Origin of the sequence: Pseudoalteromonas sp. Z1A6, assembly GCF_011378745.1 — a bacterium.
Taxonomy (GTDB): domain Bacteria; phylum Pseudomonadota; class Gammaproteobacteria; order Enterobacterales; family Alteromonadaceae; genus Pseudoalteromonas; species Pseudoalteromonas arctica.
The window spans coordinates 1-18,204 of record NZ_WTKW01000042.1 but is presented as its reverse complement, the minus strand read 5'-3'; the positions used below and the strand labels follow the sequence as shown (position 1 = coordinate 18,204).

The window sequence follows — 18,204 nt, the reverse complement described above, 5'->3', positions numbered from 1 at the left end:
ATTATTTTCACTGGTTGCTTCGTAGTGCTTTTTTGTATAAAGGATCTTTTGTTCAATTGCTTCAAAAGCCTCGTCAGTGTGGTTAAGGCGTCGCTTTAGCTCATAGCGTTTACTTAAAAAATCGGCTTTATAAATACTGCGGCTGAATTTATCTAATTTTAAAAACACCTCATCGTTTGCTTCATTTGCTCTCTCGAGTAAATCTTGTTTTATATATATGTCAGCTAACAAAATGAGCGATGCGAGTTGCATGTCGTAAACACCTGCAGAACGAGCAAGCTCAATGTTTTCTTTAGTTAAAGTTAAAGCTTTATCGTAGTTTGCTTGTAAGTACTCAATATTTGCAATTGAGTACTGAGCAAAGGTTAAGCCTTTTTGCATATTAACTTTTTTAAAATAGAGCAATGCTTTATCTAGGTATATTAAGGCATCTTTAGGTTTTTCTACTTCAAGCAATACATTGCCTAAGCTCCAATATGCTTTTGCAGTAAAAAGCCCATCTTGTGTTTGCTCATATGCCGCAACCGCTTTTTTTGCATAATATACGGCTTTGTCTTTTTCGTTTAGATAATTATATGCATCGGCTATTTTTCTAAAAAAGTATCCTTGAGATGCTGAATCGTCATCTTTTAATGCTAATTCTAGCCCCTCTAGTGCAACATTTAGGGTCTTTTTCAATGAATCTGTATCGGTGTAATAGTAAGCAAGTGCTCGTAAAATAATGATTTTTTCTTTAGTTGAATGCTGTTGTAAGCTCTCTTCTAATTTTGTGGCTAGCGTTTGTGCTGGAGCTGGGTTTGGCTCCCTCGCTAGAGACTTGAGTTGTGATTCGAGAAATAATAAATATACACTTTTTTGATTTGGTAACTCTTTGTTCTTTAAGTAATAGGATAAGTGTGTGTTTAACGCTTCGTATTTTTCTTGTCTAAAAAGTAACTCCGCATACAAAGCGGCCGCTTCTAGATGAAGGTTTTCCCAATTTTGCTCTTTGCTTATTTTAAACGCTTGAGTGAGTTTGTCTTCATTTTGAAGATAGTCTAATTCATTCAGTTTTATGTTGTTGATCAGGACTTGAGTCGTGTCAAAGTCTAGCGCATGTAAAGTTGCACTTAATGAGTCGCCGTTAGCTGAGGCAAGCTTACTTAAAAGTAAAAATAAAAGGAGAACAATATACTTTGCCCATAAAGTATTACCTAAAACCTTTATTTGTGTATTGTTAGTCATGTTAATCCTTTGCTGACTTATTTTTATTATTGAAGTACTTATTAACATTACTTAATAAACTTGGGTTTGTACCGTTTTTTTATACTCATCATTGAATAGAAAGACCATAAACGATATCAATTTAATTAATAAAAACCAACACATTGTATAATATAGTGGTTGTAGCTATGTGTTTTTATTAAAAATCTGCGGCTACTTCAAACTCTAATCGTTTATCCGTAATTGGGTGAGTAAATGCTAAGTATTCTGCATGTAAATGTAATCTATCGGCTTTTTGTCCGTAATGTGTGTCGCCTATAATTGGCATGTTTAAACCTAAACTGTGCGCGCAATGTACTCTTAATTGATGAGTTCGCCCTGTTTTAGGATATAACTGTAATCGGGTAATATTGTTATTGCGCTCTAAAACCTGCCAGGTAGTAAGCGAAGGTTTTCCGTGTTTGTAACACACCATTTGGCGCGGTTTATCATCAAAGTCGAGCACTAAGGGTAAATCAATTACTCCGCTATCCTCAGCTACGTTACCATTAACTAATGCGACATAACGTTTATCTATGGTGCGTTCAATAAACTGCTTTTGCAGCGCTTTGTGCACGCGTTTATTAAGTGCAATCATCAATAAGCCGGAGGTCGACATATCTAATCTGTGCACAATTAGCGGGCCTGAAGCCTCTGGAAACTGCGTTTTAATACGCATATACACTGAGTCTTCAATATTAACGCCAGGTACTGATAAAAACTCAGCAGGCTTATTTACCACAAGTAAATCGTCATCTTTATAAACAATACTTAGATCTTTACCCTGAGCTGGGTTGATAAGTAGCGGGTTATCTTCAACATCTAAACCCTGTAGCATGTGCCCAAGTATTGGTTGGCATTTACTGTAACAAGAAGGGTAGTAGTTTTTATGCTGCCTAATTGCTGACTTAGGCGCGGCTCCCCACCAAAACTCTGCCATAGCAAGTGGCTTTAAGTCATGTTTATAGGCGTATTGTAATAATTTAGGCGCTGCGCAATCGCCAGCACCCGAAGGTGGAGTGTGCTCTGGTAGTGCTGCAAATATGGCATTTAAGTCTGTAACCTCAGCATTTGCATTTAAAAACTGGTACTGCGCAAATAACTTTTTTTGTAAGCTTTTAGAAAGCGTTTTACGGCGTTTTTTCAAATGAGCAATTTCATCAGAAATATTGATGTGTGTTTGCTGCAGTGACTCGATTATATTTTGCCAATAGGCTTTAAGTGCTAGCAGTTGCTTTTTTTCTACGATACTTTGCCCTGCAAGCTTATTTTTTAACTGCTCAAAATCACTTTCGCTAAGCTCTAATTCGCCTTCGGTACGTTGTATTTTACGTTGCTGGCGACCGGCTTGCATTACTGCCTGTTGGGCTAATAGTGCTTGTTGGTAGCTTTGTGTTGCATCATCAAGTTTGCTATTAACTTCATGCAGTTGTTCGCTATTTTCTAATTGCTCAATTTGAGCATTAATATCGTTAATTATTTTACTTTGAGCCAAATAGCTATCGTCCTGCAGCTGCATGCTAGAAACTGGCGGTACAAAGTTAATATTGGCTTTATCACCTTCAATTTGCCCCGAGTAAGCACTTAAAAAGCCTAATTGTTGCTTAGTATTTTGCACCACTAAAACCCCAAACATTTTACCGGCATTTTCTGCTTTTAAATGCGTTAACGTTTCAAGTTGTTGCTGTAATTGTTTTGTGGCTGCTACAGCTAATGGTTGCGGCTCGTAATAAAAAGGGAAAGTAAACTTTTCAGGAAGCGCGAGAGAATCGATATTTTGAGAAAATAATGTAAAGCACAAAGCAGAATTTGACATAGAAGTAAGAGAAAAGCATTCAGTAAAATAATTGAGCGCATAATAACATATTCATAGTTAAGCCACTAAAAATCTCGCACTCGCATATTCATAAACACTTTAAAGCGGACATTCATGTTTTATGTATCAGTATGGGGGCGCAGCAAACCTAGGAGTATCGTTTGTTAGTAAAGTCTCAGTAGTAATATATCTATCATTATCAAAATACCTAAGCTTATCGATTCTCAATAATTGAGCGCATTTCGAAACGATGACTTACTTGATAGAGCAGAGGCGAAAAATCAATTTACAGAATAACTGAATATTTAGGAGTTCTATATTATGAGTCAAAATATCGCAAGTTTTATCACTAAAACCCTCGAACAAGCTGGCGTAAAACGTATTTGGGGAGTAACTGGCGATTCACTTAACGGCATTAGTGAAAGCCTGCGAAAAATGGGAACAATTGAATGGCTAGGAACGCGACATGAAGAAGTTGCCGCATTTGCAGCCGGTGGCGAAGCGCATTTATCAGGCGAGCTTGCAGTGTGCGCGGGTTCTTGCGGGCCGGGTAATCTTCATTTAATTAACGGCTTATTTGATTGTCAGCGTAATAATGTACCGGTATTAGCTATTGCCGCACACATTCCTTCATCTGAAATTGGCAGTAGTTATTTTCAAGAAACCCATCCGCAAGAATTATTTAAAGAATGCAGTGTATATTGTGAAATGGTTTCGAGCCCTGAGCAAATGCCGTACCTGCTAGAAACCGCAATGCGACAAGCAATACTAAACAAAGGCGTGAGTGTACTAGTGCTACCTGGCGACATTGCATTAAAAGATATGCCTAAAAACATTACACCAAAATGGAATGTACCAAAACCTGCGATTTATACGCCTGCTTTATCTGATATTGAAGCAATGGCGACTCATCTTAATAAAAGTAAAAAAGTAACCTTATTGTGTGGTGCTGGTTGTAAGGATGCTCACGACGAAATTGTTGCGCTAGCCAAAAAATTACAAGCACCGATTGTGCACGCCATGCGCGGTAAAGAATTTATTGAATACGACAATCCTTACGGTGTTGGTATGACTGGGTTTATTGGTTTTGCGTCGGGCTACCATGCAATGCAAGAAGCCGATACGTTACTTATGATTGGTACGAGCTTTCCTTATCGTGCTTTTTATCCTGAAAATACCACCATATTGCAAATTGATAATCAGGCAGCGTCACTTGGGCGACACGTTCAAATTGACTGTGGCGTGTTAGGGGATACTAAAAATTCAGTGACCACATTGCTTGATTATATTAAAGGTGAACGCACAAGTTCACACTTACAAAAGAGTGTTAAAAACTACAAAGAGTCGAGACAAGATCTCGATGAACTTGCCAGTGGCAAAACGTCGCAAAATTTAATTCACCCGCAATATCTAACGCGTTTACTAAACGATAAAGCAGCAGACGATGCTGTTTTTACTTGTGATGTAGGTACGCCAACAGTGTGGGCTGCGCGTTATTTATCAATGAACGGTAAGCGCCGTTTAATTGGCTCGTTTAATCATGGCTCTATGGCAAATGCGATGTCGCAGGCAATGGGCGTTCAATCTGTTAACAGAGACCGCCAAGTAATTGCAATGTGTGGTGATGGCGGATTTTCCATGTTAATGGGTGATTTAATCTCGCTTAAACAGCTTAATTTACCTATCAAAATTGTTGTTTATAATAATCGCTCACTTAGTTTTGTGGCTATGGAAATGAAAGCCAGTGGGTTTTTATCAAGCGATACTGATTTAGAAAACCCAAGTTTTGCTAAAATTGCAGAGGCCTGTGGATTAAAAGGGATTCATGTGGACGACCCTGAAAAATTACCATCGGCAATGAACGAAATGATGAATCACTCAGGACCTGTTGTTTTAGAAGTCGATACCGCGAAACAAGAGCTTTCAATGCCACCGCAAATCAAATTAGAGCAAGCAAAAGGCTTTAGCGTTTACATGATGAAGGCGTTGATAAACGGCAAAGGAAACGAAATTGTAGAGCTTGCTAAAACTAACTGGTCACGCTAGTTAAGTTACTTCCCTGTTGAGTATTTTTGCTCAATAGGGAAGTGCCAAAGTAATAATCCCCACTGTCATTCTCGACCATTAATAAGTGATGGTTGTTTGTAAGTAATTGAACAAAAATAAAAAATCATATATGGTTTATCATTAAATTAATAAAAATACGCATAAAATGCCTCTGCTTCATAGAGGAGCGGAGCAATAATGAAATGGAAATCGGTTTTACTGTCGCTTGCTGTTTTATGGCTTATTCAAGCTCAGCAAAGCAGTTTACGCACCAGTGAATACGCAAATATAATTTCTGATTTAGATAAGGTTAATTCACTTGGCGAATGTGAGGTTTCGACCGAAATTGCAAGAGAGTGGCCATTATCTTGGGCTATAAGCGGCGCAGAAATTACCGTTAAGAACAAAAATACGTTGTTGACAGCAACAACCAGTAAGTTTAATAAACCAGATCGTAAATTTCTTAGTACACATAATACTCACTACCACTTTACGTGGACTGAAACCAAAAACAACACTATGTTTGCGTCATACATGGACGTAGAAATAGAACCCGCAGGTAAAGTTGCAGGCCTTATAATAGGCAATTGCTCTGACTACCCCGAAGGTCCAAAATTAATAGGGTATTTAGAGCGTTGTAATAGTGTTGTAGAGTCAATTAAGTGTTCGTAAAAGTAGGTATAGAGCGTTGATTAAAATTGAAGACTTTTCTTTAGCATGGCGATGGATTAGCGCATCCCATGGTGATTTTTCTAAAGATACATTAAACAAACTTATTCCGTTGAGTGAAGAGCAAGCAAGAGCATTAATTGCCGCCACACCCATTAACTTTCCGGTTGGCGCAAAAAGATTCGACTCCACAGAAGGAAGTGAATTAACACGGCAATGGTTAAAGGGCTTAGTAAATGATTCGCAAACAATAACAATTTGCTGGGATCAAGAAACAGCACTTACATTACCTTGGCTAATTTTTTGTGATCACTGGGATGATTTTTGCTATCCATCAAGTGATGATATAAATTTTTATTTAGAAAGCGGCGAACTGTTTTTACGCTGGAATCATTATGAGGTTTTTGAGTTTGACTCAAGTGCAATGTAATGAGCTAAAACACTTAGCATTGGTATAAATTGCTACTTGGCAGTTGTTTTTAGCTTAACGATTTACTCGCTTTACTCAATCAAAGTAAAGCGAGTGCTCAGTATAATTTACAAACTCTTTTTAGGCGGAAGAGCTACGTTTGCAAATATTAGTCCTGCAACAAGCGACATAAATATTAAAAACGTTTGTTGGCCTATGTGCTCTGCATATACAAAGTCTTGGCCTTCAATAAGTGAGTTTAAGCCAATATACGTTTTGCTTCCTGGTACTAATACAATTAAGCCTTGCATGGCAACAATAGAGGCCGGCGCATTAGCAACGCGGTTAAACAAGTTACTAAATATACCCACCGATAAAGCACCTACAAACGTACCTAACGTGTAATCAAGGTACATAGCCGAGCCAATACTGGTGCCGTACGCTATAAAGCCTGATGCAATAGACCAAACTGCGTGTTTAAGTTTGGTTCTAAAAATAACGATTAGGCTGCTACAAAGTAAAAATATAGCCAGCCATGCGGTCCACTTTGGTAATGGCTCAGGTTGTACAAAATCGGCTTGCCCAAAAAGTGCAAAGCCAATACCTATGCCAATAAAACCGCCAAAATACAATTTAAAGAGCAGCATAAACGAGTCCATGACTCGCGCAGTACCTGACACTAAATGCCGTGCTGCCAGCTCAGCTAAACCAAGCGCAAGTGCTAAACCGGGTATAAACACAATAATGGCCGAAAGTACCACCAAGCGTATATTTATCTCAGGTGTTATATACACACTTACTGCACAGGCAAGTATGGCTGATATTATGGCCACTAATGGCTCAAGCATATGTGCTACGCGTTTTGAGCGCCCAGACCAAAGCACAAACACATAAACAACTAAAGTAAGTAGCGATGACCAAATAACATCAGTCCAGCTAGTACCCATTAACATTGCAAACGCACCACCAGAAGTTGCAAACGCAACGCCCGTAACAAGTTTATTGTATGGGTTTGGCATTACAAAAATAGCGTCTAGTTGCGCATCAACTTCTTGTAAACTTAGCTTGTCGTCAAGCATTTGGTTTACAAGGTCGTCGGTGTCGGCAAGTGAGCCTAAATCGTGATCGCCAGGGTCTACACGTGCAACGTGGGTGTACTCGTCTTCGTGGCCATCGGTCCAAATAACAAACGTTACAGAGGTTGGCGACATAACAAACGACGATTTAAGTCCTAAGTATGTAGCCACTTCCATTAGGTGGGCTTCTAGGCGGTAAGCAGGCGTACCATACTTGTGAAGCATTTTACCCAATTTAACGATAAATTTGCGTTTTTCTGTAAAGGTTGCAGTTTTCAAATCTTTTTGGACCAAATATTGCGATAACTAAGCTAAAAATATAGACAATACAGCTAAAAATGCCCACGTTCGATGGGCGCGATTTTAAACACTAATTGGTGTGTGTCTAGTCATTTTTAATCTAATTTTTTATTTTTTTCGGCTATCCATTGCGACATGTATTGAGTGCTGCGCATTGTATGATGTTTGAGCATTTGGCCTGTGAAGTTTTTTTCGCGATGAGCGTTTAAATCACTACTTATTGAATCGACTTTTTGAATTAAAGCTGCGCTCAATTGTGCTTTATCGTACAGCGTATTAAGGAGCGTGTTGCCATCTTGCTGCGCTTGTTCAAAGTCACTTTGATTGGTGTACATTTCAATGGCAGCATTGGCAAAGTCATCGGCGGTGTTGGCTATTTTACCCGGCCATGATAAATCGTTATGCATGCCTTCTGCGCCAATATTGGTGGTAACGCTGGGTGTTTGCATAATCATGGCTTCAAGCAATTTACCTTTAATGCCTGCACCAAAACGCAGTGGTGCTAAACATACGCGTGCGCTTTGCATTACATCAAACGCATTATCGGCCCAACCTTTTATTAAAAACCCTGTTTTAGGGTTATTTAGTGCCGTGGCTTTTGGTGGTGGGTAAGAGCCATAAATATGTAGTTCTGCTTTTGGTAGCTGCTTGCGAATAAGTGGCCATATTTTTTGTAGGTAAAGTACAGCATCCCAGTTTGGCGCGTGTCTAAAGTTACCTATGGTCATAAAGTGCTGGCGCTGCTCAAACGTTTTTGTACTTGTAGGCAGTGAGCTTAAATCAACCATAAACGGTAAATGGTGTAATAGGCTTGGCTCTATTTTAAATACGCTGTTTAGCAGGCTCATTTCATAACTTGAAATAATTAAGCTCAGGTCGCAGCGTAAAATAGCGGCAATTTCGCGTTTTGCTATGTCTGAGTGTAAATCGCTGGTTGTAAACTCACGCTCACCTTTAAACGCTTCGTGGCGAGCGTTACGCAGACATTGTAAATCTTCGGTATCTAAAATTTTAATTGCGTGTGGGCAATGTTTATCGACGCGCCAGCCAAATTGTTCTTCCATCATAAAACGGTCAAACATGACTATATCTGGATTATAGGCTTTAACGTATTCGTCAAAGCTGTCGCAGTTTAGTGCAATGCTTTGACTGGTTATACCGAAGTCGTCAAGATTTACCATGTGATCGGTGCGCTGCGCGGGCGTTGCAAATTCAACGTCCCAGTTTTGCGCTCTAAATGCATTTAATAACGACATCATGTGCGTTCCCGCAGCAGACGAATTTGGCTCTGGCCATACGTAGCCAATTACCAGCACTTTTTTCATTGGCTAGAATCTCTAATTTGTAAGTTTACATTTACCAGTGTTTTTACTGGCGGGGCTGTATTTTGTAGTAGCTCTTGTAGTATTAAAAGGCACCGCTTGGCTATATCAGTTGTACTTATAGCCACAGTGGTTAAGTGATCATTTATAACCGCGCTATTAGGAATATGGTGGCAGCTCACCACTTTAATACAGTGATGTGTTAATGAGTTAATAGCAGCAATAACACCTTGAGCAATAATATCGTTTGCACACACCACAGCGTTTAATGTGGGGTTGTGTTTATATGCTTCTATAAATGCATTTTTAGCGCTAAGGGCTGTGTTTACTGCGCAGTGAATGGGTGCTAATGGTGTAATGCTGTGCTGCGCGCAAGCGGTATTAAAGCCACTTTGTAGTGCTTGTGAATCACTTAAAGTAAGTTCACTGCCTATAAATGCAATGTTTGTCACGCCTTGTGAGAGCAAATGCATACTGGCTACGTGGCTGGCTTTTTTATAGTCGGGTAATACACAAGGAGCTGCGCTAAAAGGCACTTCGCTCATTACGGTAATTACTTTGTGTTGCGCGCTGAGCGTATCAAGCCATTTGGGGCAAGTACTAGCAACGGGGCAAATAATAAATGCAGCAGCGTTGTATTCTTTTAAGTTTTTAACTGCGTTTGCTTGTAGTTCAAGACTATTATTACTGCTTACAATCATGGCTTGTAAGCCATTGTCGTTTAACAAAAGTTGTAGGCTGGTAGCAAGGTGTGCCATAGCTGGGTTAGTTAAATCGTTTATTACTATGGCCACTAAATTTGAGCGTTTTGAGCGCATAGCAGCGGCATCACGATTATAAACGTATCCTAGCTCATCAATCGCTTTGAGTATTTTTTGTTTACTTTTATTGCCCACTTTATCGCTTTGGGTAAGCACCAAGGATACGGTTGATTTTGATACACCAGCACGCTCTGCAACATCAAAAATAGTGACTGATTTGGCTTTGTTATGCATTGTATTTTAAGTACCGCAGTGGTGAATAAATAGCGCTGTAGTTTAGCTTAATCAGCACTATTAAGTCATCTTTTAGAGGTGTTTAACTTACCTTAATACTTTATGAACAAAGCAAAACGTGTTTATATACGCCTATAAGAGTAAAAAATAACAAAAGGATAAAAACATGAGCGCTTTTAGGCTGTTAGTTGCCTTTATTTGTTGTGCGGCATTAGTACCAACAAGTTACGCCGAGCAGGGCTATCAAACCCCATCACCTGAACTTGCAGCATTGGTTGACGCTAAGTTAGCACCCACTAGTTACTTATCGAGCGATGGCCAGTGGCTAGCGCTTTTTGAACGCAAACGTGTAGTAACCCTTGATGAACTTGCAAAAGAAGAGCTTAAGCTTGCTGGTATTAAGCTAAATCCCGCTAATTTTTCGCGCTCTCGTGTGAGTGCCAAATTTAGCGCTGTGGAGCTAAAGCATGTTCAAAGCGGGTCGGTTATTAGTATTAATAACTTACCTAATGGCATTATTCGCTCACCTAAATGGTCATCTAATAGTAAATATTTAGCCTTTGTTGTTGAGCAACCAACCCAAGCCAACTTATGGCTTTACAGCGTTGAAACCAAACAAGCAAAAGAGCTTTCAAGCGCTGCATTAAATTCGGTATTAACATCATCACCTTATAAATGGCTACCAGATAGCAGCGCCATAGTTGCAAACCTCGCTGTTAATTTTGGCAAGCCTAGGCTTGAAAATAACAGCCAAAGTGTAGTGCCAGTTATTCAACAAAGTACCGGCGAAAAAGCACCAGCACGTACTTACCAAAATTTATTAACAAGCCCGTTTGATGAAGCGCAATTTAAGTTTTACGGCCAAGGGCAATTAGCTTACGTAACACTTGATGGCAATACACAAGCAATAGGTAGCCCTTCTTTATTTAAATCGTTTTCGGTGTCACCTGATTCTACCAATATTTTAGTAGCCGGTATTAATGAGCCGTTTTCGTATCAAGTGCCTTACAGCCGATTTGCAAGCACATGGCAAATATGGGGCATGCGCGGCTATGCATTAGCAGAGCTGGCAAAACAGCCACTTGCCGATAATATTCCGCAAGGTTATGACAGTGTACGCACTGGCCGCCGAGACTTTAAATGGCGAGCCGATCAAGGCGCTGAAGTTATTTGGGCCGAGGCGCAAGATGGCGGCGACATGAAAACCGACGTTGAGCACCATGATTATATTTACAGCTTACGTGCACCTTTTAAACGCGAGCCTAAATTATTTGCCAAAGTAGAACGCCGTTACTCTGGTATTGAGTGGGGCAACGAAAACGTAGCCATGCTGACAGACTGGCGCTTTAGCGATCGCCAAGTTCGTACTTACATAGTGCAACCACGAGATGCCGACAGAAACCGCGTTTTATTTTCAGAGCGTAGTTACAACGATGCGTATAAAGACCCTGGTAATGCAATTTACGAGCGCAACGATTTAGGCGCAAACGTTATTAAAATTGTAGGTGGGCGTTATATTTACCTGCGTGGTAATGGCGCATCAGAGCAAGGCAATGTGCCGTTTTTAGATCAATACGATGTTAAAACAAATAGCAGCAAGCGTTTATGGCAATCAAAAGCGCCATACTATGAGCGTGTACGTGCACTGCTTGACGACGAAGGTGAGCGATTTATTACTATTCGTGAATCTAAAACTGAGCAACCTAACTTTTTTATACGCGATTTAGGCAACGACACGCTAACGCAGCTAACTACATTTGCTCACCCGTACCCTGCATTTAAAGGCGTAACTAAAGAGCAATTACGTTATAAACGCGACGACGGTGTTGAGCTTTCAGGCACGCTTTATTTACCACCAGGGTACGATAAAACACAAGGCCCGTTACCTGTACTTATGTGGGCTTACCCACTTGAATACAAAGATAAAGCCGTAGCATCGCAAGTACGCGAATCGCCTTATGCATTTACCTACATTGGCTATTGGGGCCCAATGCCTTACCTTGCTAAAGGGATTGCCGTGTTTGACGACCCTAAAATGCCAATAGTGGGTATTGATGGCAGCGAGCCAAACGATAATTTTAGAGAGCAGTTAGTATCAAGTGCGCAAGCCGCAGTTGATGTATTAGTTAAAAAAGGTATTGCCGATAAAAATAAAATAGCCATAGCAGGGCACTCATACGGTGCATTTATGGTTGCTAACTTGTTGGCTCATAGCGATTTATTTAAAACGGGTATTGCCCGCAGTGGCGCGTATAACCGCACATTAACGCCGTTTGGTTTTCAAGGAGAAGAGCGTGATTTTTGGCAAGCACAAAGCGTGTACGCTAATATGTCGCCGTTTTTCCATGCTGAAAAAATTAACGAGCCAATGCTAATGATCCACGGTCAAGAAGATCCTAATTCGGGTACTTTCCCAATGCAAAGTGAGCGCATGTACGCTGCACTTAAAGGGCTAGGTAAAGACGTGCGTTTAGTAATGCTCCCTTACGAGGCACATGGTTACCGCGCACGTAAAAGCTTATTACATGTATTGTGGGAACAAGAACAATGGTTAGATAAGTACTTGTTAAATGATACAGCAGAGCCAGTAGAGGTCATTACTGAACCCGTGGTAAGTATTGGGCAATAGTAATAAACATGAGTAAGCAATAGCGCGGCTAACTTTTAGCCGCGTTTTTGCTTTTTATATAAGAGTAAATTAATGATTGATGTAGCAGCACTTGCGGTTTTTATTCCTACGTTCTTTTTTGTGTCGATAACGCCAGGTATGTGTATGACCCTTGCCATGACACTCGGTATGAGCATTGGCGTGCGCCGCACATTATGGATGATGATAGGTGAGCTGTTAGGCGTAGCAACCGTTGCCATAGCTGCGGTATTAGGCGTTGCAAGTATCATGCTAAATTACCCAGATGCATTTGCCATTTTAAAGTGGGTAGGCGGTGCGTACTTAATTTATATTGGCGTTAACATGTGGCGAGCCAAAGGCAAAATGTCGGTTGATACCTCAAAACCAAATGACGTAAGTAGGAAGTCGTTATTTACGCAAGGTTTTGTAACCGCAATTGCTAATCCTAAAGGGTGGGCGTTTATGATCTCACTATTGCCGCCGTTTATTAGTGTTGAGCATGCAGTAGCTCCTCAGCTTTTAGTGTTGCTTGGTGTAATAATGGTCAGCGAATTTGTATGCATGTTAGCTTATGCAACAGGTGGCAAAAGCCTACGTTTATTTTTAGCCCGTGGCGATAATATTAAATGGATGAACCGAATAGCGGGAAGCTTAATGGTACTTGTAGGTATATGGTTGGCGATTGAGTAAAATAAATAATGGTTGATATTATCAATTAATTTGATGTAGTTGATTTTGTCATCTATTTAACGCTTAAGGCATGCCCAAAAATGAGTACACCCGTATCAGCAAACCCAGTAATGGTTGAGCCTAAAAAAACGCCTCTTATTTATAAAATACTGGTAATAATGAGTGTTATTACTCTAATCGGCGGTACTCTAACTGGCATTATGACTTATGTGAATGTGGGTGTTACAGAGCATTTTTATGCCGACTGGTTTACCTCGTTTATAAGTGCGGTATTAGTTATGGCACCTATTAGTTTTGTAATGATGACCTTAATACATACGCTAGTTAATAAGTTATTACTTAGGGCGTATTGACCTTTGGTGGTTGAATTTGCAGCAGTGTGTTTGGTTTTTAGGCAAGGCAGAGCCTATGTAGTGTGGTTATTCCCCATAAATAGGCGATAACGCAGCATAAATACCAAACATGCGCTGCCCGAAGGGTTCTTTCTAGGGACTATTAACTCTTTGTTGCTCGGTTTTTACTTAGCCCACTAGGTTACAAACCTCGCGCCGTGATTTAATCGCCCCTAGATTGAACAAATTTCAATCCACAAAGATAAACACGCCCTAGTAGCGAGCTAAAACGTAACTTAGTTATTAGTGTTTTTATGGCGTTGATAATGGAGTCGGTGATGGCGTTTGTTACCGCTACTAACAATATTGGCTATGCAGATATGCGTGCATTTGTAACTGGATGGACTGAAGGGCTATTAGCTGCATTACCAATAGGTTTAACTATAATGCTGATAATGTCGGTTACAGTAAAACCTAAAATAGAACGCTTTTTAAAAAGCTAATAACAAAAAAGAGCCAATGGCTCTTTTTTGTTATTTAGTGTTTAGCTGCTAGCTAAATTGCGCCATTCAAAAAGGGTGCTGTTCGGCTTATTTTAGATTGAGCTACATCGGTAGGTTTACCTTGCGCTACAATTAATCCGCCTTCATCGCCCGCACCAGGGCCTATATCAATAACCCAATCACTATTACTGGCTACTTGCATATCGTGCTCAACCATAATAACCGTGTTGCCGGCATCAACGAGTCCATTTAATTGCACCATTAACATGGCCATATCTTTAGGATGTAGGCCTGTGGTTGGTTCATCTAAAATATAGAGGGTATCGCCGCGTTGTGTGCGCTGTAACTCTGTGGCAAGTTTAATGCGCTGCGCTTCACCGCCCGAGAGTTCTGTAGCTGGTTGCCCCAAACGTAAGTAACCAAGGCCCACTTGCAGCAACGCATTTAGCGCGCGTAAAATAGCGGGTTCATCGGCAAAAAATGTATGCGCCGACTCAACTGTTAAATTAAGCACATCGGCAATGGTTTTATCCTTGTAAGTAACTTCAAGTGTTTTTTCGTTATAGCGTTTGCCGTTACACACAGGGCAAGGCGAATACACACTAGGTAAAAATAAAAGCTCTACGCTTACAAAGCCAACACCTTCGCAGTTTTCGCAGCGACCTTTTTTTACGTTAAACGAAAAACGACCTGCATCGTACTTACGTGCTTTTGCCTCTTTGGTATTCGCAAACAGTTTACGAACATGATCGAATAACCCCGTGTAAGTTGCCAGGTTAGAGCGAGGTGTGCGTCCAATGGCTTTTTGATCAACCGTTATTAGGCGTTTTATATGCTCAATGCCTTGAGTAATTTTGCCCTCGGTTGTTATATCGAGCTCTTGATCGAGCAGTTCGGCTTCGTCTGTAGGTATTTGTGGCAGCGATTTTTGCCCAAGTGCATCGTAAACAAGTTCAACTAAAGCTTGGCTTACTAAACTCGATTTACCAGAGCCAGACACGCCCGTAACGCTTGTAATAACACCTAGTGGAAATTCTACATCGAGTTTTTGTAAATTATTACGCTCAATACCGGTAAGCTTTAACCATGCTTTTGCGCTGCGTTGTGGTTTGTTACTTTGGCTTAAAAGCTTTTCATCATTTTTAAAAAGGTATTGGCTAGTGTGCGAGCTGGTCACTTTTTGCAAGCCTTCAACAGGGCCGCTATAAACAATATTACCGCCGTGAGTACCTGCATTTGGGCCTACATCAACCACCCAATCGGCGTGGCGAATAACACTTACGTCGTGCTCAACCACAAATACTGAGTTACCCGCTGCTATTAGCTCATCTAACGCGGCTAATAATGCTTGTGTATCTGCCGGGTGTAAACCTGCTGAAGGTTCATCTAATACATAAACCACCCCAAACAGTTTTGAGCGAATTTGCGTAGCAAGCCTTAGGCGCTGTAATTCACCAGGCGATAATGATGGGGTGGTGCGTTCAAGCGATAAATACCCTAAGCCAAGTTTGGTAAGTGCTTCAACTCGTTTAAGAATGTCGCTGGCTATACGCGTTGCTACTATGGCTTTTTCTGGGTTAGCAGCGTTGTTTTTAGGCTTTTTGTTAGCCGCAATACTAAGGGTTTGAGCCAGTTCACTTAATGTTAGCTGCGAGATTTCGCCAATATCAAGCCCAGCAAATTTAACCGATAGCGACTCTTTTTTCAGTTTTTTGCCATTACACCGTGGGCATGGTGATATTTGCATATACTGCGACACGCGCTTTTTAGTACGTGGGCTTTGAGTGCTCGCAAACGATTGTAAAACAAAACGTTTAGCGCTCGAGAATGTACCCATGTAACTTGGGCTTTCTTCATTTTTAATAGCCGCTTGTGTTTGCTCAAGTGTGTACTCAGGAAATACCGGCACCGTAGGCGTATCGTCGGTAAATAAAATCCAATCGCGTGCTTTTTTAGGCAGAGTATTCCAAGGTTTATCAATATCGTAACCTAACGAGGTTAGTATGCGGCTTAGGTTTTTACCTTGCCATGCTGGTGGCCACGCGGCTATTGCGCGTTCTCTAATTGATTTAGTGGGGTCGGGCACTAGCAGCTCTTCGGTAACGTTAAATACACGGCCAATACCGTGGCATTCTGGGCACGCGCCTTGCGGGGTATTAGGCGAAAACGCATCGGCATAAAGTATACCTTGGCCTTTTGGGTATTCACCTGCGCGCGAGTACAACATACGTAGCGCGTTAGAAATAGTGGTTACACTGCCCACAGATGAGCGTACCGACGGCACACCCCGTTGTTGTTGCAGTGCAACAGCAGGTGGCAGCCCTTCAATTGAATCGACATCGGGCTCATCTACTTGATCTATTAATCTGCGTGCATAAGGCGAAACCGAATCAAGATATCGATGTTGCGATTCGGCAAATAATGTTCCAAAGGCTAGTGATGACTTACCCGAGCCCGATATACCGGTAAAAACAACAAGTGAATTACGGGGGAGATCTACATCCACATCTTTTAAGTTATGAACACGTGCGCCTCTTACTTGAATGCTGTGCTCAGGGTTTAATAAAGCCGATTGTGCATTATTAACCGCTTGGGGACTTTTAGGTGTGGTTGGCATGTAGTTTACTCCTGTTTAATAACCTTATGATTACGCGAGCTTTTCAAGGTATAAACCTTACAGTAGTCTCACTGAATGTGCGCTTATTCAAAATATGCATTAAATTATGATTATTGTGCGTTTACATAATAGGTAAAAACTGAGAGTATAAATTTTCAACGATTGTTTTTAAAAACACAATTTAATAAAGGGAAGTTGCACTGTGTTTAAAGCCTTAGTTTTGATTTTTATCGTGTTTTCATCGGCAGTCGCTGCCAACACCTCAAACACTCTTAATAATGTATTAAATGTTGATCGTGCTATACCCCGCAGTATTCATTTATCGTTTCCAAACGATAACAAAATAACGCCTAAAAAATCTGACTTCACAATTTTAAATTACGTTCTTATGAGCAATAACGAAGGCGAGCGCTGGGCAGTTATTACGCTAACTAATTTATCGTCAGGCAACCGCGAGCTCAATCAAGAACATTTATTAGCATTGTTTGCAGATGGCAGCAGATTAACGCCAATAGAATTTAAGCTCGGTTTTAAAGGTAGTGAAACACAATCAGTCACCGTCTCGTTTGCCGAGCATAAGTTTCCTATTTTAAGTGTGTATTCGAGTAACGAGCTGTAATTATTATTAGTGCGATCATGCTGCCTTAGGTTCTTGTTTTAAAGTTAAGGAATTACTATGAAATTTGAAGATGCGCAACAAAATATGAACCTCGCATATTTTGGTGGTGGAACGGGCGTATTAGTGTCTGGCTTGGTTTGGTGTATAGCTGGCTTTGTCGCACTACTGCATTCAAATCAAGTAAGTATGCTTACTTTGTTTTTTGGTGGCATGTTTATACATCCTTTAGCCATATTACTTTCAAAAGCGCTTAAACGCTCTGGCAATCACGACCCTAAAAACCCATTAGGTAAATTGGCCTTAGAAAGCACTATTATTTTATTTGTTGGTTTGTTTTTAGCGTTTTACGTAGCAAAACTTCAAGCTGAATGGTTTTATCCAATAATGCTGATGATAATTGGTGTTCGTTATTTAATTTTTAACACCTTATATGGCATGAAAATCTATTGGATTTTGGGTGCTTTGCTTATGTTTTTTGGCATGTTATGTATTATATTAAATGCCAATTTTGTAATTGGCGCATTTATTGGCGGGATAACCGAAATACTATTTGCGCTAGTGATATTTGCCCAATCGAAAGGGCTGGTTTTAAAAACTGAATAACAAGCGGTCATAATGGTAAAAGTAGTGTGCTGTTGGCGGTGTTTGTCAAACTAGTTGTCGCGATCACTTCGTTATGCACTCTCCACTTTAACGGTTTCACGTTCAGGGTTTAGGTGCACTTCTTCTGGTAAATCACATTGCAAAAACGCCAGTAGATAAACCTTTTCAAAAATTTGCTTGGGAAAAGTAGTCTTTATTATAGCTAATTAATATTAGCTATAATTTTTTGGTTTTTTAGGCGCTTTGGAGCGACTGTGGATTAGCTTCCTAAGGCGGAAATGGGCATAAAGCGACTTGAAAATTCATCTCTAAATGAGTAGCCAGACCTATGATTTA

General features: G+C 40.5%; 14 protein-coding genes and 1 pseudogene. 9 read left to right on the top strand and 6 right to left on the bottom strand.

Translation table 11 applies throughout. The features are described from left to right. Positions 1–1,224: pseudogene (locus tag GQR46_RS04645) on the bottom strand (GGDEF domain-containing protein); the annotation flags it as partial. 178 nt (positions 1,225–1,402) lie between these two features. Next, a complete protein-coding gene (locus GQR46_RS04640) occupies positions 1,403–3,058 on the bottom strand; it encodes an RluA family pseudouridine synthase (protein WP_165740159.1) in 1,656 nt (551 codons plus the stop codon). Positions 3,059–3,379: 321 nt separating this feature from the next. Between GQR46_RS04640 and poxB the strand changes: the two genes are divergently transcribed. The 3 genes from poxB (at position 3,380) to GQR46_RS04625 (ending at position 6,203) form a co-directional block, all read left to right on the top strand. After that, positions 3,380–5,104, top strand: coding sequence for a ubiquinone-dependent pyruvate dehydrogenase (gene poxB, locus GQR46_RS04635; RefSeq protein WP_165740157.1), 1,725 nt, complete (start codon positions 3,380–3,382; stop codon positions 5,102–5,104). A gap of 198 nt (positions 5,105–5,302) precedes the next feature. Continuing rightward, positions 5,303–5,776, top strand: coding sequence for a hypothetical protein (locus GQR46_RS04630; RefSeq protein WP_165740155.1), 474 nt, complete (start codon positions 5,303–5,305; stop codon positions 5,774–5,776). 16 nt (positions 5,777–5,792) lie between these two features. Next, a complete protein-coding gene (locus GQR46_RS04625) occupies positions 5,793–6,203 on the top strand; it encodes a hypothetical protein (RefSeq protein WP_165740153.1) in 411 nt (136 codons plus the stop codon). Positions 6,204–6,310: 107 nt separating this feature from the next. Here GQR46_RS04625 and GQR46_RS04620 read toward each other — a convergent pair whose 3' ends face one another. From GQR46_RS04620 to GQR46_RS04610, 3 genes are all read right to left on the bottom strand, one after another. Further along, entirely contained in the window at positions 6,311–7,537 is a 1,227-nt protein-coding gene (locus GQR46_RS04620) for a threonine/serine exporter family protein (RefSeq protein ID WP_010553647.1), read from the bottom strand. Positions 7,538–7,653: 116 nt separating this feature from the next. Beyond that, positions 7,654–8,883, bottom strand: a complete 1,230-nt coding sequence (locus GQR46_RS04615; protein ID WP_165740151.1) for a glycosyltransferase — start codon at positions 8,881–8,883, stop codon at positions 7,654–7,656. Continuing rightward, on the bottom strand, positions 8,880–9,875 hold the full coding sequence (locus tag GQR46_RS04610) for a LacI family DNA-binding transcriptional regulator (RefSeq protein ID WP_010553649.1): 996 nt from the start codon (positions 9,873–9,875) through the stop codon (positions 8,880–8,882). The genes GQR46_RS04615 and GQR46_RS04610 overlap by 4 nt, the downstream gene beginning before the upstream one ends. Before the next feature lie 166 nt (positions 9,876–10,041). Between GQR46_RS04610 and GQR46_RS04605 the strand changes: the two genes are divergently transcribed. The 4 genes from GQR46_RS04605 to GQR46_RS04590 all read left to right on the top strand — a co-directional run bounded on the left by GQR46_RS04605 (position 10,042) and on the right by GQR46_RS04590 (position 14,029). Continuing rightward, positions 10,042–12,504 (top strand): prolyl oligopeptidase family serine peptidase, encoded by a 2,463-nt coding sequence (locus tag GQR46_RS04605; protein WP_165740149.1) that lies wholly within the window; start codon positions 10,042–10,044, stop codon positions 12,502–12,504. 72 nt (positions 12,505–12,576) lie between these two features. Then, entirely contained in the window at positions 12,577–13,194 is a 618-nt protein-coding gene (locus tag GQR46_RS04600) for a LysE family translocator (protein WP_165740147.1), read from the top strand. 80 nt (positions 13,195–13,274) lie between these two features. Further along, positions 13,275–13,547 (top strand): DUF2798 domain-containing protein, encoded by a 273-nt coding sequence (locus GQR46_RS04595; protein WP_240922885.1) that lies wholly within the window; start codon positions 13,275–13,277, stop codon positions 13,545–13,547. A gap of 293 nt (positions 13,548–13,840) precedes the next feature. Beyond that, positions 13,841–14,029, top strand: coding sequence for a DUF2798 domain-containing protein (locus tag GQR46_RS04590; RefSeq protein WP_240922884.1), 189 nt, complete (start codon positions 13,841–13,843; stop codon positions 14,027–14,029). 52 nt (positions 14,030–14,081) lie between these two features. Here GQR46_RS04590 and uvrA read toward each other — a convergent pair whose 3' ends face one another. Beyond that, a complete protein-coding gene (gene uvrA, locus GQR46_RS04585) occupies positions 14,082–16,646 on the bottom strand; it encodes an excinuclease ABC subunit UvrA (RefSeq protein WP_165740146.1) in 2,565 nt (854 codons plus the stop codon). A 202-nt stretch (positions 16,647–16,848) separates the two neighbouring features. Here uvrA and GQR46_RS04580 point away from each other — a divergent pair, with 202 nt between their 5' ends. Both GQR46_RS04580 and GQR46_RS04575 read left to right on the top strand, forming a co-directional pair. After that, positions 16,849–17,265, top strand: coding sequence for a hypothetical protein (locus GQR46_RS04580; RefSeq protein ID WP_165728956.1), 417 nt, complete (start codon positions 16,849–16,851; stop codon positions 17,263–17,265). 57 nt (positions 17,266–17,322) lie between these two features. After that, complete coding sequence (locus GQR46_RS04575; RefSeq protein WP_165728955.1) at positions 17,323–17,868, top strand: hypothetical protein; 546 nt, start codon at positions 17,323–17,325, stop codon at positions 17,866–17,868. The last annotated feature ends 336 nt before the right edge of the window (positions 17,869–18,204 follow it).

Bases quoted from the DNA above. Each gene is read 5' to 3' on its own strand.
- GQR46_RS04640 (WP_165740159.1), bottom strand. From the start codon at position 3,058: ATGTCAAATTCTGCTTTGTGCTTTACATTATTTTCTCAAAATATCGAT.
- GQR46_RS04595 (WP_240922885.1), top strand. From the start codon at position 13,275: ATGAGTACACCCGTATCAGCAAACCCAGTAATGGTTGAGCCTAAAAAA.
- GQR46_RS04610 (WP_010553649.1), bottom strand. From the start codon at position 9,875: ATGCATAACAAAGCCAAATCAGTCACTATTTTTGATGTTGCAGAGCGT.
- GQR46_RS04630 (WP_165740155.1), top strand. From the start codon at position 5,303: ATGAAATGGAAATCGGTTTTACTGTCGCTTGCTGTTTTATGGCTTATT.
- GQR46_RS04615 (WP_165740151.1), bottom strand. From the start codon at position 8,883: ATGAAAAAAGTGCTGGTAATTGGCTACGTATGGCCAGAGCCAAATTCG.
- GQR46_RS04590 (WP_240922884.1), top strand. From the start codon at position 13,841: ATGGCGTTGATAATGGAGTCGGTGATGGCGTTTGTTACCGCTACTAAC.
- uvrA (WP_165740146.1), bottom strand. From the start codon at position 16,646: ATGCCAACCACACCTAAAAGTCCCCAAGCGGTTAATAATGCACAATCG.
- GQR46_RS04600 (WP_165740147.1), top strand. From the start codon at position 12,577: ATGATTGATGTAGCAGCACTTGCGGTTTTTATTCCTACGTTCTTTTTT.
- GQR46_RS04605 (WP_165740149.1), top strand. From the start codon at position 10,042: ATGAGCGCTTTTAGGCTGTTAGTTGCCTTTATTTGTTGTGCGGCATTA.
- poxB (WP_165740157.1), top strand. From the start codon at position 3,380: ATGAGTCAAAATATCGCAAGTTTTATCACTAAAACCCTCGAACAAGCT.
- GQR46_RS04575 (WP_165728955.1), top strand. From the start codon at position 17,323: ATGAAATTTGAAGATGCGCAACAAAATATGAACCTCGCATATTTTGGT.